We start from the raw sequence: 15,328 nt of genomic DNA, 5'->3' as shown, positions 1-15,328 counted from the left end.
ATAAACCTATGAAGTATCTGGTTATTGTTTTTACCGTTCTATTCTTTATTTCCTGTAATAAAAAAAAGGAGACTGTAACTGCTCAATCTATCATCGATAAAGCAATTGAAAATTCTTGTAATGGCAATTGTGGTCATGTAGTTATCGATTTTACTTTCAGAGACCGCTGTTATATCAACAGACGTAATGGAGGTGCATATCAATTGGAGCGTATTACTTCAGGTTCTACTGGTGTTACTCACGATATTCTTACAAATGATGGTTTCATGCGTTATAAGAATGATACCCTTATTGCAGTCGTAGATTCTATGGCGACAAGGTATTCCAATAGTGTAAATTCGGTACATTATTTTGTACAACTGCCTTTTGGACTCAATGCTGCGGCAGTACAGAAAGAATTATTGGGAGAAGCTACTATTAAAGGAGAACCATACTATGAAATTGGTGTCACTTTTACTGAAGAAGGTGGTGGAACCGACTTTGAAGATGCTTTTGTTTATTGGGTACATAAAGAAGATTATACCGTAGATTATCTGGCATATAGCTATGCTGTAGATGGTGGCGGAATTCGATTTCGTGAAGCCTATAACCCTCGTGTGATAGAAGGTATAAGATTTGTGGATTACAATAACTATAAACCCGAGACCCTGACCATTCCTCTAACCGAACTGGATGCATTATTTGAAGCAAACGAACTGAAATTGCTTTCTAAAATTGAAACAGAAGCAGTGGGTGTAGAACTGATTTCAAAGAATTAATTTACAGTTAAGATCTGTACATTTTTTTCGTTTCCGGCAATTGTAACTATATATAAACTTCCATTATCAGTATCGTCCATATCGGTATAGATGTCTTTACCTATGATGGCATTTACAAATTTTGGTGTTGTATTACTATGCCCAACAATTAAAACAGTCTTTCCAGAGGTCTGAGTTTTAAAATCTTCGTTATACATATCTCCGGGATCGTAATTTTCTATTGCGATATTTTGATCATTGGCCGTTGCCATGGCAGTTTGCATGGTACGATTGTAATTGGTGGAATAGATCTGGTCGAAAGCTGTTTTTTTAAAAAGGGCTGCCCAGTTTTCAGCCCGTTGCAAGCCGGCTTCAGTAAGTTCCGGGTTCCTGTTAGTAGGGTCGCTACGGTCTTTTTCCGCATGGCGTATAAGATAATAGGTGGTAATGACAATTTTTTCAGGAGTGGTTTCAACAGTCTTTTTTTCTTCAGCGGAATTACAGGAAATAAAGGCTATGGAAAGGGCTAGTAAAATAAAAAGGTTTCGCACAGTTTTCGGTTTTAGTGATTAAATGTACAAAATCTAAAAACCAAATCTAACTGTTTCAGCTATCTAAAGCAGCACATTACAAAGAGAAGCCTTTCAGATTCTAGGGAGGGGGTCTCATTACAAATTCTGAAAAATAATTATTACCGAATAGGTTATGGTGATCGTTGTGATAAAAGCAATATAAATACCTAAGATATTGTTATATTTTTTCTTGTTGCGCTTTTTTTCTGAAGGAATCACTTGTGTTTTCATTTTGTTAATTATTTATGATTGATGTATTAGATAGACGAGCGAAACGCATATTTTGTTACAACTATCGTGAAGTAATTCTGAAAAAATAAGTTGTAATTAACTAAAAATTAGTCATCTAGAGTATAGTTGAAAAAACCGATCAACATTTCGTCCGTACTTTGTATCCCGAAAGTGAGTTCTTGTTCGGGATCGGGATTAAAAGGATTTTGATAGGTATTATCGTAAATACCTTCCACTATAATTTTTGACCCTTTTGGAATAGACTTAGGCTCCTTTAAACAATACAGCCGTTGCCAGTTAAAGTTGAAATCGGGCACCGAAACGATTATTTCTTTTCTTCCGTCAGGATATATCACCGAAAAAGTAATACTCTTTCCACGATAATGCATGTGTGGCATTATGTAGTGTAGCTTGATATCTCTTTGGATAGAATCTTCTGCAATGAGTTTTATATTCTTTCCGAAAGGAGGGATTACAAATTCGGTATTTGAGGGAGACAGGGGATAAAATTCTTTTTTTGGAATCGTATCGTGATAGTACAAACCAAGAATTGTCTGGTCAGTTTCTTCTTTACCTGTTACTGTATAATGCATTTGTATGGTTAGTTCTGTGTTCTTTGGAAGAAATATTCCGGACGCTTCAGGAAACAGGGTAGACTGTATGCCGGAACCTCCAAGTGCAATAAAATTATCAGTCCATTTTCTCTGTTCGCGATTGGTGATAGGACTTCTTATGTCTCTTTCGGTATTAGTAATAACAACGTGATGTACTACTTTGGGATTTCCGGGTTGTATTTCAATCCCTTTTAACCACTTATCTTCAGAATTTTTTAGAGGGATCTTTTGATAGCGATAGCGGAGGCGCCCCGTAGGCGGAATTGTTTCTGTTTCCATCTTATAGATCTCATCCGGATCTCCGTTTTGCCATAATTTAGTTAATGGCGGAATTGTGGTAAGTATATCTTCTCCTTCGCCCTTAAGCATTCCATTATCGATCCAGGCAACAATCTTTCGCGCGCTGGAATCTTCCAAAGCCAGAGAGTTGGAAAACTCTCCAATATACGGGTCTGCTTTCCATGGAGGCATACGCTTACTTAGCAATACCTGCTTCATCATAGCGGACCAGCCTACGATCTTATTATAATCTGTCATGGACCAGGGAGCAATACCGCCTTCAATATGGCATTTTGCACATTTTTGCTCAAGAATAGGTGCAATGTCCTTCGTATATGTAAGCGTATCTTCTTTATGGATCTTTGAAAGCCGGGTTACCGTGCAACCTCTTGTCATCTCTTGTTTTTGCGAGGGTACTTTTCCTTTCAAAACAGCGTCCAATGCATCTCTTAAATAGTTATCCGTAGCAATGTTTTTTTGTACTTCGTAATCCAGACGATTATTGATAGGGCCGCGGTATAGAATTCCCCGGCTAACAGGATGGAGTACGATCGCTTCGGCAGTGATAGTGATGTCTAATTCATCGGCAATAAGTTGAGCGGCATCATCCAGTACCGGGACCAGGAAATTAAATTCTGAAGCTTCTTCTTTAATATTTTCCCTTTCATCCTGAATGTTACTGTTGAGCATAAAGAAAATGAAGCCCTTTTCTTTATATTCCGAAACAATTTCATGAAAATCTGTTAGTGCATTTCTAACAATAGGACAACCATTCCCTTGCACCCAAAGGACTATTGCCTTACTGTCGTTATAATAAGACAGTCGGTGAAATCCTCCGGATTCATCATATAAAGCATAGTCATTTGTGCGACTGTCCGTGATGGCTTTAGGCTTATTGCATGCAATAAGGGTAAGTGCTAAGACTATATAGAAAGCGATTTTGGGCACAGAAATGTTTTTTGCGAAAGTACTAAAAAGCTTACACCTTTTGTGTTTTGACAGCTAAAATTCGCTTTTCAAAAGAGGTTTCTTCAATTGGGTTCAGGACTGCTTTGAATAGTTCCATAAAACCTTCAGAATGTGTTTCTCTTTTTTGCTTTAAAAGGTTAAAATGTACATACGTACTCCACATAACAGCTTTTAATTCGGTTTTGTCTGCATTATACATTCTCATCTCTACGTTTATGGTTGTATCACTATAACTAAACATTTGTGATTCGATGACAATGTTTTCCATAGTAAAAGCAGGGCGGATGTAGGCAATTTGATTGGTACCCACCACCCAACTCTTACCTTCTTTGCGAGCCATTTTATAGATATCAATGTCGTAATATGAGATTAGTTGATCTTCTCTTGCATTTACCATATAGTTAAGGTATTCTGCATTGTTAAGATGGTTGAAGGGATCGCAATGTTGAAAACGAATGAGCGTTTTTGTTTCCAGTACTTTAGGTAAGTCTTTCATAAATATTAGTTTTATACCAATTGGTATATTATTAGATAAAAAAATTAGTTTTTAAGGTTTTTTTGTACAATTATGTCTATTTCATCTGTTGCATCAATCAGGTATGATTTATCCTGCATGGTCTGGCTCATAAAAATAGCACCCTGAATTCGGGAATATAAATATTTGGCGAATCGTTCCGGGTTTACATCATTTTTGATCTCTTGCGCCTCAATACCCCATTGTACTAACTTGATAATATTGTTTTGAGTTTTGTTGATCACATACTGAACCTGTGCTAATAGCTTTGTGTTTTGATGTTTGGCATCTACTCCAATATTTAAGATAGGACAACCTCCAAGTTCTGTACTGTATTCGTAATAGTTGCGATAGAAATCTGTGATCAAAAAGAGTTTCTGTAAAGGAGAACTACTTTTTTCCTGATGCAGGGATACCTTTTTTAAGAGGTCATTAATGTTCTTGTTAAATGCGGCAATAGCTATGGCTTCTTTGTTTTCGAAGTTGCCATACAAAGCTCCTTTTGTTAGGCCGGTCACTTCTGTAATGTCTGCGATTGAAGTTGCTGCATAACCTTTTTTATTGAAAATAGGAGCTACCTTCTCAATAATATATTTTGTGGTTTGTTCGGCTTTTGTGAGCATTCTTTAATTTCTGAAAGAGCTAATTTAATAAAAAAATACCAAACGGTATATTTTTATTCAAAAAAACACCTGTCAGAATTCGACAGGTGTTTTTTCTACTAACCTATTAATTATAAAACGAAGTTTTTGAGGAACTCTAACCTTTACTGTTCACCAGATCACTCTGGTTTCTAAATACCAACTCGTCATTAAAGCTATCCAGTAAGATGATACTATCTGTGCTTACTTTTCCGGAAAGAATCTCTTTCGAAAGTGTATTCAGGACATCTTTTTGAATAACTCGTTTAACCGGGCGCGCACCATACTGTGGATCAAATCCTTTTTCAGACAGGTATTTGACTGCTTCCTCCGTTGCGTCCAATGTGATATGTTGTTTCGACAACATTTTGGCTACCCCTTTTAATTGTAATCCAACGATCTTATGGATATCAGTTCTCGTCAAAGGAGTAAACATGATGATGTCATCAATTCGGTTTAAAAATTCAGGCCTTACAGTTTGTTTCAATAGCCCAAGCACTTCCAGTTTTGCCCCTTCCATTGCGGTATCAATATCCTTTACGCTGTCAAATTTCTCCTGAATGATGTGGCTTCCTATATTACTCGTCATAATAATAATCGTGTTTTTAAAATCTGCCACACGCCCTTTATTATCTGTTAAGCGACCCTCATCCAATACCTGTAATAGGATATTAAAGGTATCCGGGTGTGCTTTTTCAATTTCATCCAACAGGACTACAGAATATGGTTTTCTTCGAACAGCTTCAGTTAATTGCCCTCCTTCATCGTAGCCAACATATCCGGGAGGAGCACCTACCAATCTACTCACACTATGGCGTTCCTGATATTCACTCATATCAATACGTGTCATTGCACTTTCATCATCAAACAGATACGATGCTAATGTCTTTGCCAGTTCTGTTTTACCTACTCCGGTTGTCCCCAGAAACAAGAAGGACCCGATAGGGCGCTTAGCATCCTGTAAACCTGCTCGACTTCTACGAATAGCATCACTTACAGCTACAATAGCTTCTTCTTGACCTACAACACGTTTGTGCAATTCGTCTTCCAATTTCAGGAGTTTTTCACGATCACTTTGCAACATTTTGGTAACTGGAATTCCTGTCCATTTTGCAACTACTTCGGCGATATCTTCATTAGTCACCTCCTCTTTGATAAGCGAGCTTCCTTCTTGATTTTCGGCCAACTGTGTTTCTAGCCCTGAAAGTATTTCCTGAGCTTCTTTTATCTTTCCATAGCGTAATTCGGCTACTTTACCAAAATCACCTTCACGTTCTGCTTTTTCAGCTTCCAGTTTGTACTCTTCAATTTCGGTCTTGACCTGCTGAACGTTATCCACTACTTCTTTTTCACTCTTCCATTTCGCATTCAATTCGTTTCGCTCTTCTTTTAGATTCGCAAGGTCAGATCGCAGCAATTTCAATTTAGACTCGTCCTTTTCACGTTTAATAGCTTCAATTTCAATTTCCAGTTGCATGATCTTTCGATCCAGTACATCCAGCTCTTCCGGCTTGCTATTGATCTCCATTCTTAGTTTTGATGCCGCTTCGTCCATCAGGTCGATGGCCTTATCCGGTAGAAAACGGTTGGTGATATAGCGCTGTGATAGTTCTACAGCAGCGATGATCGCTTCATCCTTGATTCGTACTTTGTGATGTGTTTCGTATTTTTCTTTGATTCCGCGAAGAATAGAAATAGCACTTTCAGTATCCGGTTCATCTACCATTACTTTCTGAAAACGCCGCTCCAAAGCTTTGTCTTTTTCAAAATACTTCTGGTATTCATCCAGAGTAGTCGCACCGATTGCGCGAAGTTCACCACGTGCCAAAGCAGGTTTAAGAATATTTGCAGCATCCATTGCTCCTTGTCCGCCACCAGCTCCTACTAAAGTATGGATCTCATCAATGAAGAGTACAATATCTCCATCACTGGAGGTCACCTCTTTGATGACGGCTTTTAACCGCTCTTCAAATTCACCTTTGTATTTAGCACCGGCAATTAATGCGCCCATATCCAGAGAGTACACTTCTTTTGATTTTAAATTTTCGGGAACATCGCCATCCACTATACGATGTGCTAAACCCTCGGCAATAGCCGTTTTACCTGTACCGGGTTCACCTACCAGCATAGGATTGTTTTTGGTACGGCGTGATAGAATCTGAAGAATACGACGTATTTCTTCATCACGACCTATCACCGGATCCAATTTCCCATCGCGAGCCAATTGGTTGAGGTTGCGAGCGTATTTATTCAATGAATTATAAGTTTCTTCTGCACTTTGCGAAGTTACCGTGTCTCCTTTGCGTAATTCGGAGATTGCAGCTTTTAGCCCTTTTTCTGAAACACCTTGATCCTTTAGTGTTTGTGCAATACTACTTTTTGAAGCAAAAATAGCGAGCAATAAATGTTCAATAGAAACGTATTCATCGTTCATTTTTTTTGCAATAATACTAGCTTCATTTACGGTTTTTCCAGCTTCACGGGATAGCATAATATCTCCTCCAGAGACTTTTGGATAGCTCTCCAACTGTTTATCCAGTATCTGTTGCAACATTTCCGGATTCACATTTAATTTTTTAAGTAAGAATGGCGTTACATTCTCATCCACTTCAAAAATAGCTTTTAAAATATGCTCATTTTCAATTTGCTGATGCCCGAAGCTCTGCGCCAGCAGTTGTGCCTGCTGTATAGCTTCTTGCGATTTTATAGTAAAGTTGTTAAAATTCATAGCTTTTATATATTTTATTCTGAAGAATACTGCTTCAGAAGTTATTTAGATCTTTAATTCCTGAATACTTATTTCAAAAGATACGCCATATTGATTTTGAGACAAAATGACCGATTTTGTAAGGAATTGAGCGACATTTTGACTGATGAGTTTTCAGAATAGCTTGTTTTATTCAGAAAAAAGAAAACAGTAATACTATCTTTGTATAAATTAAATTTTATGGGTTTATTCGGATTATTTAAATCGGACAACAGCAATGAAAAAAGAGAAATAAAAGAAGTCCCCTGGCACCGTCTCAGTTCGTTAGAACAACTAAATACTATTACAGAGGAGTCGAAAACAATACCGGTGGCAATTTTTAAGCACTCTACACGCTGTGGGATTAGTCAAATGGTTTTAAACCAGTTTGAAAGCAGTTACGATATTGACCCGGATAAGTTAAAATTGTATTACCTGGACCTATTGAGCTTTCGTGATGTTTCGGATGAAGTAGGCTATAAGTTTCAGGTGATGCACCAAAGCCCGCAATTGATTGTGATCAAAAACGGGAATACTGTGCATCATGCATCTCACCACAATATTCAAGCTTCTCATTTGAGTGCTTTAATTGCATGATTTTATCATCTTAACATTCGTTAACACAGATTGCTTCACCCATTCCTTAGGTTTGGCTATCTTTAATTTTTTAAATTATAAAATCTCCAAAATGAAAAACAAAGTTATACTACTATTTTTGGTGATTACTCTAACTACATTTGGAGTAAATGCCCAGGAAACTTCTACTGATTCGCAGGCAATCGAAAGCTCCATCTTAAATTATATTGAAAATTTCTTTGAAAATAATTTTAAAGAAATGAATAAGTCACTTCATCCACGGCTTGCTAAAAGAGGCTTGAACCCTGATGGAAGTCTAAGTGATGATTTTCCTCCTTCAAAGTTAAAAGAGCTAATGTCTCAAAAACCTCCACTTCCATTAGAAAAACAAAGTAATAAAGTTAAGGATGTTGCTATTTTCGGAAATATGGCAAAAGCGACTTTAATCACCGGATATCCAAATATGAGATGGGAAGAGAACATTCACTTGGTAAAAATAAATAATGAATGGCAGATCATTAATGTTTTTTGGGAGTTTTACCCCAGAAAGAAGAAATAAGCAAAATAAAAAGCTCCCAAATAGGGAGCTTTTTATTATCGTATCGAATTATTTTTCAAAATATCCTTGAGTCTAATCTTTATATCCTCTCCGGCATCAAATACCATTTGCTCGTTACTTGGAAAGTGAACAAACCTATTATTGATCAGATCCCAGTCTTCATCGAGCAAAGCGCGTTTATCTCCGCGATATGTTGCAAAAACATTTTCAAAGATAAATTCGCTGGAAAGTGGAAAATTATTGAGGTCGCGTCTTGCTATCAGATCTCTGTAAATTACATTTCCACCAACCAGGACAGATTTGGTCTGCTCGGTAACAGTTAACCGGGCAGTTATATTTGCATATTTGTCTATTTTAATTGCATTCCCCAGACTATCACGTATAATCTCACCGTTGCGATCCTTTTTGTATTCCCAACCATCTTTAATTCGTTTTTTACGGATAATTTCTTTTTCTGAAATACGCTCAGGTGAAATGGCAATCTCTCTGAAATTAAGTGCAATTCCAAAATTATAGTCTATGTTCTGTTGGCGTTCATTGTGATATTCGGTCCAGAAATCATCCAGACCATAGGTGTTGAAATCTAACAATTCACGTTCTAAACGAAATGGAACGATTTGACCACTTCGGTTATTGAGTGTTACAAATATAAAATCGGTACCATAAAAATGAGCATCTTTTTTTAAAGCACCTACATCGCGGTAATTGGATTGTAACTCATCTATCTCACAATAAATATTGTAAGCTGTACGATAATCGGCAATGGATTGTCTGTTCATATACAGCGAAGCTTCATGGTACAGGTATTCCAAAAAGGCTTTTTTGGAAGCAATGAGGTCGTCAGTATAATTTACGAGTTTAAATTTGGCATTTCTATCCAATGACCTACTGTAAAGAGGTAATAAAGGGCGTATTAGGTTCTGCCTTTCATTTAAATTGCTGTAAAGGTGATAGACTTCTCTTGTAGTAGCAGGATCATTTTCTTTCTTTAGAAATGTAATACGGCGGATATCTTCCTCAGCAGCTTTCTTATAAGCTTCTTCAAGTAGGATAATATGCGCATCGTTCTTTTCGGAACCTTTATTTTTCTGGAGCTTCTTTACTGCCAATGAAATGGCCTGGTTATAGTTGCCTTTTGCCAGAAGCTTTTGGTTCCTTTTTACACTATTACACGCTACGAGCAATAGTGCCATACTGAATAAAGTAATAATGTGTCTCATAACGAAATTGTTTTGGTTATGGAGGGTAAATTACAATTGTAATGCCAAACTTGTTACAGCTTTGCCGGAAGTACCTTCCCGCTACACTCTCCAAAGCCAATCCGGAGGCCGTCTTTTTCACAATATGCACGCATGATCACCGTGTCATTATCGTTAATGAACTTACGTTGAGATCCGTCTTTTAAAGTGATTGGATTTTGACCACGCCAGGTCAATTCAAGCATAGAACCAAAGGAATCTTTTGTAGGGCCGGAGATCGTTCCGCTACCCATCATATCACCACTTCTAACATTGCAGCCATTTACTGTATGGTGTGTTAGCTGTTGTGCCATAGACCAATACATATATTTAAAATTGGAATTAGCAACTACCGTTTCTTCTCCTCCTTCGGGCTGGATAGCCGCTTGTAATTTTATGTCAAAGTTTTTGTTCTCTCCATGCTGTAAATAGGGAAGAGGAGCGGGATCTTGTATAGGGCCTTCGGTCCTGAAAGACTCCAAAGCATCTAAAGTTACGATCCAGGGGGAAATGGTAGAAGCAAAGTTCTTACCCAAAAAAGGTCCTAAAGGAACATATTCCCATGCCTGAATATCTCGGGCACTCCAATCATTAAATTGAACTAATCCAAAAATATAATCTTCAGCTTCTGAAATTGAAACACGCTTCCCCAGATCATTACTATCTGTAGTTATAAAAGCCATTTCCAATTCAAAATCCAATAATTTTGAAGGTCCAAAGCCGGGTACTCCATCATCTCCCGGTTTGGTTTGCCCAATGGGTCTTCGAATAGGTGTTCCGGAAGTTATAATTGAAGAACTTCTCCCGTGATACCCAATAGGAATTCGCAACCAATTGGGTAACAATGCATTTTCAGGATCACGGAATAAGGACCCTACATTGGTGGCATGTTCTTTACTTGCATAAAAATCTGTATAATCTCCCACATCCACAGGTAATTGCATTTCAATTTCGTCTAAAGTGAAGAGGATATGGTTACAATGTTCAGCATTGTCCTTAAGTTCATTATTTCCTTCCAGAAAAATATCTGAAATTCTATTTCGCACCAAACGCCAGGTTTTTCGGCCGTCGGCAATGAAATCGTTAAGAGAATCTTGCAGGAAAATATCATCGGTCAATTCAATTCCCTTGAAATACCCTAATTGGTGCAAAGCACCCAGGTCAATAGCATAATCCCCAATGCGAGTTCCAATGGTAATAATATCATCTCGGGTTAAAAACACACCAAATGGAATATTTTGAATAGGAAAATCTGTATTTGGAGGCGTATCCAGCCACGTTTTTCTTGAAGGGTCGTTGGCAGTTAATGGCATAACAGTTTATTTGTTGTTCGTAAATTGTTAATCAAATATATAATTTCTTCGGAAGTAACCACAAGCTTTTATTACTTTTGATTCCTAATAACTTTTTCTGAAAAAATATGCAACGCGACCAACAGATTTTTGAATTAATTGAAGCTGAAAGACAACGCCAGTTAAATGGCTTGGAATTAATAGCTTCCGAAAATTTTGTAAGTGACCAGGTAATGGAAGCAGCCGGGTCTGTACTCACCAATAAATATGCAGAAGGCTATCCCGGAAAACGCTACTATGGAGGCTGTGAAATAGTGGATGAAGTTGAACAAATAGCTATTGATAGGGCTAAAACACTTTTCGGTGCAGAATATGCAAATGTTCAACCTCATAGTGGTTCGCAAGCGAATACAGCTGTATTTGCTGCCTGTTTGCAACCTGGAGACAAGTTTTTAGGCTTTGATCTGGCACATGGAGGGCATTTAACACATGGATCTCCCGTGAATTTTTCCGGAAAATTATATACTCCGGTATTCTATGGCGTAGAAGAGAGCACCGGAATGTTAAATTATGATATGATCGAAGAAATAGCAGTTCGTGAGCAACCAAAAATGATCATTGCCGGAGCTTCTGCTTATTCCAGAGAAATAGATTATAAACGATTTAGAGAAATAGCAGATAAGGTAGGCGCAATTTTAATGGCAGATATTGCACATCCGGCAGGATTAATTGCCAAAGGGATTATTTCGGACCCAATTCCACATTGCCATGTAGTCACGACCACTACACATAAAACGTTGCGTGGCCCTCGAGGTGGAATGATCTTGATGGGAAAAGATTTTGACAATCCTTTTGGGATAACACTTAAAAATGGAAATCTGCGTAAAATGTCCTCGTTATTGGATAGCGGAATCTTTCCTGGAAATCAAGGTGGCCCTTTAGAACATATTATTGCAGCAAAGGCAATCGCATTTGGAGAAGCTTTAACAGATGAATTTTTACATTATATGATCCAGGTGAAGAAAAATGCCGCTGTGATGGCACAAGCTTTTATGGATAAAGGATATAAAGTTATCTCCGGAGGGACAGACAATCATATGATGCTGATAGACCTTCGTAATAAGAATATTACCGGTAAGCAAGCTGAAGAAGCCCTTGGAAAGGCAGATATTACAGTTAATAAGAATATGGTGCCATTTGATGATAAGTCACCTTTTGTTACCAGCGGAATCAGAGTAGGAACTGCTGCTGTTACCACGCGAGGCTTAACGGAAGACCATATGCTTCAGATCGTAGCATTGATGGATGAGGTGATCGCTAATTTTGAAGATGATGCCAGACTGGAAGCAATTTCAGAAAAGGTATATGGAATGATGGCAGATAAGCCTCTTTTTAAAAAATAGTACATGATTCTTATTGAGACCGAAAGACTTCAACTCAGGGAATACACCCTTCAGGACGCTCCCTTTATCTACGAGCTAATGAATAGTGAAGGCTGGTTGAAATATATAGGTGACCGAAAGATACATACGGTCAAAGATGCCGAAGCATACATTGAGAAATCATATTTGCCGTGTTATAAAGACCCTGGCTATGGAGCCTTTATTGTTGAATTAAAAGAAACCGGAACTCCTATTGGTTCTTGTGGGTTGTACAAACGAAAAGATCTGGAACACCCGGATGTAGGGTTTGCTTTTTTAGATGAATACATGCATAAAGGGTATGGCTTTGAGTCTGCACAGGCTGTTATAAAGTATGCAAAAGATACACTAAACCTAACTACGATCCTGGGTTTTACGGTTTCGTACAATACAGCTTCTATAAAGCTTTTGGAAAAACTGGGGCTGAAGCAATCGGGAACCTATACTTTTAAAGGCGACCCTGAGGAATTATTACTTTTTTCAACCAAATCCTAATTTTTTTATATATTTATAAGTAATAGTTTTAGGGCAAATTCTTATATAATTTATTGTAGTATGTTGCATATTTGTAGGATAGTATTCCTGTTCATTAGCACATCAAATTTGTTAATTGGGCAAATTCAGTTTAGTGACCAGTCAGCTCTTTTAGGTTGTAGCAATTCATCCTATGGAGTGGGTACTTTAGGAGGTGGAATTTCTTTTTTTGACTTTGATGCCGACGGCTGGGATGATATCACGGTTTCATCAGAGTTTGGAGAACCCATACGTTTCTTCAGGAATGACCACGGTACTTTTTTACCAATTACCTTTAATTTTACAGATCAATTAGGAGAAACCAAAACAGTACAATGGGTTGATTTTGATAATGATGGTGACTACGATTTATTTTCAGTAAGTAATACACATGCATATCGTTTGTATGAGAACGATGGCAATATGCAGTTTACCGACATTAGTCCTGCGGCCGGATTAGCAATACCCGATTACAATGCCTGGGGTGGCTCCTGGGGTGATTATAATAATGATGGTTGGTTAGATCTCTTTATAAGTTCCAGGGATAATAATAACAATAATATTCACAACCGGCTCTATCAAAATAATGGAGATCAAACTTTTACGGATATTACAATAAGTGCAGGGATATCCACGGATGACTTCACTACTTTTTGTTCGGTGTTCTTTGATTATAACAATGATGGCTGGCAGGATATATACATGGCGAACGACCGCCCATGGAATTTAAATATTTTATATAAAAATAATGGAGATGGTACTTTTTCGGATGTAAGTGCTGTTTCCGGGTCCGATATTGGTGTATCGGCCATGTCCAATGCTATAGGTGATTATAATAAGGATGGCTGGCTGGACATTTACATTACCAATACCCCTGAAGGGAATGTCTTTTTAAAGAATAATGGTGACGGTACCTTTACTGATATAGCACAAACCAATGGCACCTTTATGGAATCCTATGCCTGGGGAGCTGTTTTTTTAGATGCTGAGAATGATGCAGACCTTGATTTGTATGTAAGTAGTATGTTAACTGATGGTCAGACAGAATATTTAACTTCAGCCTTTTATGAGAATAATGGTTCCGGAATGTATTCTATTCCTGCAGATGCCGGTTTTGCTGATGATGTAGGAAGAAGTTATGCTAATGCTATTGGTGATATAACGAATGATGGCTACCCCGATATGTGTGTTTTGAACTTTCAACCGGATGATATTTATCTATGGCACAATGAGAGCCCACAAAATAACAATTGGATCAAGGTCAAGTTGCAGGGAGATGTTAGTAATCGGCAAGGAATTGGCTCTTGGATCGAAATTTCGGTAAACGGACAAAAACAATATAATTATACATTATGCGGAGAAGGGTATATAGCTCAGAATTCGGGTTATGAGTTCTTTGGAATTGGTTCAGCTACTTCCATAGACTATATAAAAGTAACCTGGTTAAGTGGAATTGTAGATATTATCAATAATCCGGCAATTAATGTTCAGGGAGCCATTGTGGAAGGAAGCAATGTGCTGGCTGTAGAAGAAGAACCTTTATCTGAAGATGCTATACTAGTATTTCCAAATCCGGCTCAGGAAATACTTCAGCTTAAGGTTCCACAGAAATTGCTTCAGACATCTGTACGCGTGCTGGATATTCAAGGGAGAACACTTTTCTCAAAAAAAATAAAGACGCTTTCAGAACACATTGATATTTCAGCCTATTCCAAAGGAATATATTACTTTACTTTTGAAAATAATACCACTAAAAGAGTAATAATTTATTAATTTGAAATCAGCAGAGATCGTCACCAAAGAGAGTGGCCCTTACCGTAATCACATATCAATTATGAATTTTAAGCTTGATAAATCCATTGCTATTTTAGAGAGAGCTCCGGAAACCTATAAAGCGTTACTATATAACCTTCCTGAAGATTGGGCCTATGTTGACGAAGGAGAAGAGAGTTGGAATCCGCACGAAATTATGGGGCATTTAATCCTTGGAGAGCAAACCGATTGGATTCCAAGGACAAGGATCATGCTTAGTGATTCGATAGATAAGGCATTCATTCCTTTTGATATGCAAGGTCATTTAGAGATCTGCAAAGGGAAGACGATGGAACAATTGGTAGACAAATTCACTGAGCTTCGAAGTCAAAATCTGAAGGAACTTATCTCATGGAACCTTTCTGAAACCGATTTGTCTAAAACTGGTATTCACCCTGAATTTGGAGCGATCACCGTCAAACAGCATCTGGCAACCTGGGTTGTTCATGACTTAAGCCACCTTAACCAAATAACAAGGGTGATGGCAAAGCACTATCGGGGTGATGTAGGGCCATGGACCAAGTATTTCCGCCTTTTAAAAGATGATTAAGCCTTTTTTTGTTGAATAGGCACCAGAATACCCCATATTATGTATTTCCTGTTCCTCTTTAAAT

Annotated in this window: 15 protein-coding genes; 7 read left to right on the top strand and 8 right to left on the bottom strand. The window is 37.8% G+C overall.

Annotated elements, in window-relative coordinates; all coding sequences use genetic code 11:
• Positions 1 to 8: 8 nt before the first annotated feature.
• Positions 9 to 758 (top strand): DUF6503 family protein, encoded by a 750-nt coding sequence (locus tag ACY2RT_RS13245; protein ID WP_490156399.1) that lies wholly within the window; start codon positions 9 to 11, stop codon positions 756 to 758.
• Here the strand turns inward: ACY2RT_RS13245 and ACY2RT_RS13240 are convergent.
• The 6 genes from ACY2RT_RS13240 to clpB all read right to left on the bottom strand — a co-directional run bounded on the left by ACY2RT_RS13240 (position 755) and on the right by clpB (position 7,285).
• The gene (locus tag ACY2RT_RS13240; RefSeq protein WP_490156398.1) at positions 755 to 1,288 is read right to left on the bottom strand and encodes a SixA phosphatase family protein; all 534 of its coding nucleotides are present in this window, start codon (positions 1,286 to 1,288) and stop codon (positions 755 to 757) included. The genes ACY2RT_RS13245 and ACY2RT_RS13240 overlap by 4 nt on opposite strands.
• Before the next feature lie 117 nt (positions 1,289 to 1,405).
• On the bottom strand, positions 1,406 to 1,540 hold the full coding sequence (locus ACY2RT_RS13235; RefSeq protein WP_490156397.1) for a hypothetical protein: 135 nt from the start codon (positions 1,538 to 1,540) through the stop codon (positions 1,406 to 1,408).
• 107 nt (positions 1,541 to 1,647) lie between these two features.
• A complete protein-coding gene (locus tag ACY2RT_RS13230; RefSeq protein ID WP_490156396.1) occupies positions 1,648 to 3,381 on the bottom strand; it encodes a redoxin domain-containing protein in 1,734 nt (577 codons plus the stop codon).
• 31 nt (positions 3,382 to 3,412) lie between these two features.
• Positions 3,413 to 3,898, bottom strand: coding sequence for an acyl-CoA thioesterase (locus ACY2RT_RS13225; RefSeq protein ID WP_490156395.1), 486 nt, complete (start codon positions 3,896 to 3,898; stop codon positions 3,413 to 3,415).
• A gap of 44 nt (positions 3,899 to 3,942) precedes the next feature.
• Positions 3,943 to 4,539 (bottom strand): TetR/AcrR family transcriptional regulator, encoded by a 597-nt coding sequence (locus ACY2RT_RS13220; RefSeq protein ID WP_490156394.1) that lies wholly within the window; start codon positions 4,537 to 4,539, stop codon positions 3,943 to 3,945.
• A gap of 136 nt (positions 4,540 to 4,675) precedes the next feature.
• A complete protein-coding gene (gene clpB / locus ACY2RT_RS13215; RefSeq protein ID WP_490156393.1) occupies positions 4,676 to 7,285 on the bottom strand; it encodes an ATP-dependent chaperone ClpB in 2,610 nt (869 codons plus the stop codon).
• Between the two features lie 219 nt (positions 7,286 to 7,504).
• On the opposite strand from clpB, the gene ytxJ reads away from it, so the two are divergent.
• Both ytxJ and ACY2RT_RS13205 read left to right on the top strand, forming a co-directional pair.
• Complete coding sequence (ytxJ, locus tag ACY2RT_RS13210; protein WP_490156392.1) at positions 7,505 to 7,900, top strand: bacillithiol system redox-active protein YtxJ; 396 nt, start codon at positions 7,505 to 7,507, stop codon at positions 7,898 to 7,900.
• 91 nt (positions 7,901 to 7,991) lie between these two features.
• Complete coding sequence (locus tag ACY2RT_RS13205) at positions 7,992 to 8,438, top strand: nuclear transport factor 2 family protein (RefSeq protein WP_490156391.1); 447 nt, start codon at positions 7,992 to 7,994, stop codon at positions 8,436 to 8,438.
• Between the two features lie 35 nt (positions 8,439 to 8,473).
• Here the strand turns inward: ACY2RT_RS13205 and ACY2RT_RS13200 are convergent, their stop codons facing one another.
• Both ACY2RT_RS13200 and fahA read right to left on the bottom strand, forming a co-directional pair.
• A complete protein-coding gene (locus ACY2RT_RS13200; protein WP_490156390.1) occupies positions 8,474 to 9,658 on the bottom strand; it encodes a hypothetical protein in 1,185 nt (394 codons plus the stop codon).
• Positions 9,659 to 9,711: 53 nt separating this feature from the next.
• The gene (gene fahA / locus ACY2RT_RS13195; protein ID WP_490156389.1) at positions 9,712 to 10,989 is read right to left on the bottom strand and encodes a fumarylacetoacetase; all 1,278 of its coding nucleotides are present in this window, start codon (positions 10,987 to 10,989) and stop codon (positions 9,712 to 9,714) included.
• A gap of 107 nt (positions 10,990 to 11,096) precedes the next feature.
• Between fahA and glyA the strand changes: the two genes are divergently transcribed.
• The 4 genes from glyA (at position 11,097) to ACY2RT_RS13175 (ending at position 15,264) form a co-directional block, all read left to right on the top strand.
• Positions 11,097 to 12,371, top strand: a complete 1,275-nt coding sequence (glyA, locus tag ACY2RT_RS13190) for a serine hydroxymethyltransferase (protein WP_490156388.1) — start codon at positions 11,097 to 11,099, stop codon at positions 12,369 to 12,371.
• Between the two features lie 3 nt (positions 12,372 to 12,374).
• On the top strand, positions 12,375 to 12,884 hold the full coding sequence (locus ACY2RT_RS13185) for a GNAT family N-acetyltransferase (protein ID WP_490156387.1): 510 nt from the start codon (positions 12,375 to 12,377) through the stop codon (positions 12,882 to 12,884).
• Between the two features lie 60 nt (positions 12,885 to 12,944).
• A complete protein-coding gene (locus ACY2RT_RS13180) occupies positions 12,945 to 14,675 on the top strand; it encodes an FG-GAP-like repeat-containing protein (protein WP_490156386.1) in 1,731 nt (576 codons plus the stop codon).
• A gap of 61 nt (positions 14,676 to 14,736) precedes the next feature.
• The gene (locus tag ACY2RT_RS13175; protein ID WP_490156385.1) at positions 14,737 to 15,264 is read left to right on the top strand and encodes a DinB family protein; all 528 of its coding nucleotides are present in this window, start codon (positions 14,737 to 14,739) and stop codon (positions 15,262 to 15,264) included.
• The last annotated feature ends 64 nt before the right edge of the window (positions 15,265 to 15,328 follow it).

Source organism: Ulvibacter sp. 2210JD10-4 (assembly GCF_058148525.1).
The sequence above is the reverse complement of the archived record's forward strand: the minus strand, read 5'-3'. Positions and strand labels throughout refer to the sequence as shown.

Bases quoted from the DNA above. Each gene is read 5' to 3' on its own strand.
- ACY2RT_RS13245 (WP_490156399.1), top strand. From the start codon at position 9: ATGAAGTATCTGGTTATTGTTTTTACCGTTCTATTCTTTATTTCCTGT.
- ACY2RT_RS13235 (WP_490156397.1), bottom strand. From the start codon at position 1,540: ATGAAAACACAAGTGATTCCTTCAGAAAAAAAGCGCAACAAGAAAAAA.
- ACY2RT_RS13225 (WP_490156395.1), bottom strand. From the start codon at position 3,898: ATGAAAGACTTACCTAAAGTACTGGAAACAAAAACGCTCATTCGTTTT.
- ACY2RT_RS13220 (WP_490156394.1), bottom strand. From the start codon at position 4,539: ATGCTCACAAAAGCCGAACAAACCACAAAATATATTATTGAGAAGGTA.
- clpB (WP_490156393.1), bottom strand. From the start codon at position 7,285: ATGAATTTTAACAACTTTACTATAAAATCGCAAGAAGCTATACAGCAG.
- ytxJ (WP_490156392.1), top strand. From the start codon at position 7,505: ATGGGTTTATTCGGATTATTTAAATCGGACAACAGCAATGAAAAAAGA.
- ACY2RT_RS13205 (WP_490156391.1), top strand. From the start codon at position 7,992: ATGAAAAACAAAGTTATACTACTATTTTTGGTGATTACTCTAACTACA.
- ACY2RT_RS13200 (WP_490156390.1), bottom strand. From the start codon at position 9,658: ATGAGACACATTATTACTTTATTCAGTATGGCACTATTGCTCGTAGCG.
- fahA (WP_490156389.1), bottom strand. From the start codon at position 10,989: ATGCCATTAACTGCCAACGACCCTTCAAGAAAAACGTGGCTGGATACG.
- glyA (WP_490156388.1), top strand. From the start codon at position 11,097: ATGCAACGCGACCAACAGATTTTTGAATTAATTGAAGCTGAAAGACAA.
- ACY2RT_RS13185 (WP_490156387.1), top strand. From the start codon at position 12,375: ATGATTCTTATTGAGACCGAAAGACTTCAACTCAGGGAATACACCCTT.
- ACY2RT_RS13180 (WP_490156386.1), top strand. From the start codon at position 12,945: ATGTTGCATATTTGTAGGATAGTATTCCTGTTCATTAGCACATCAAAT.
- ACY2RT_RS13175 (WP_490156385.1), top strand. From the start codon at position 14,737: ATGAATTTTAAGCTTGATAAATCCATTGCTATTTTAGAGAGAGCTCCG.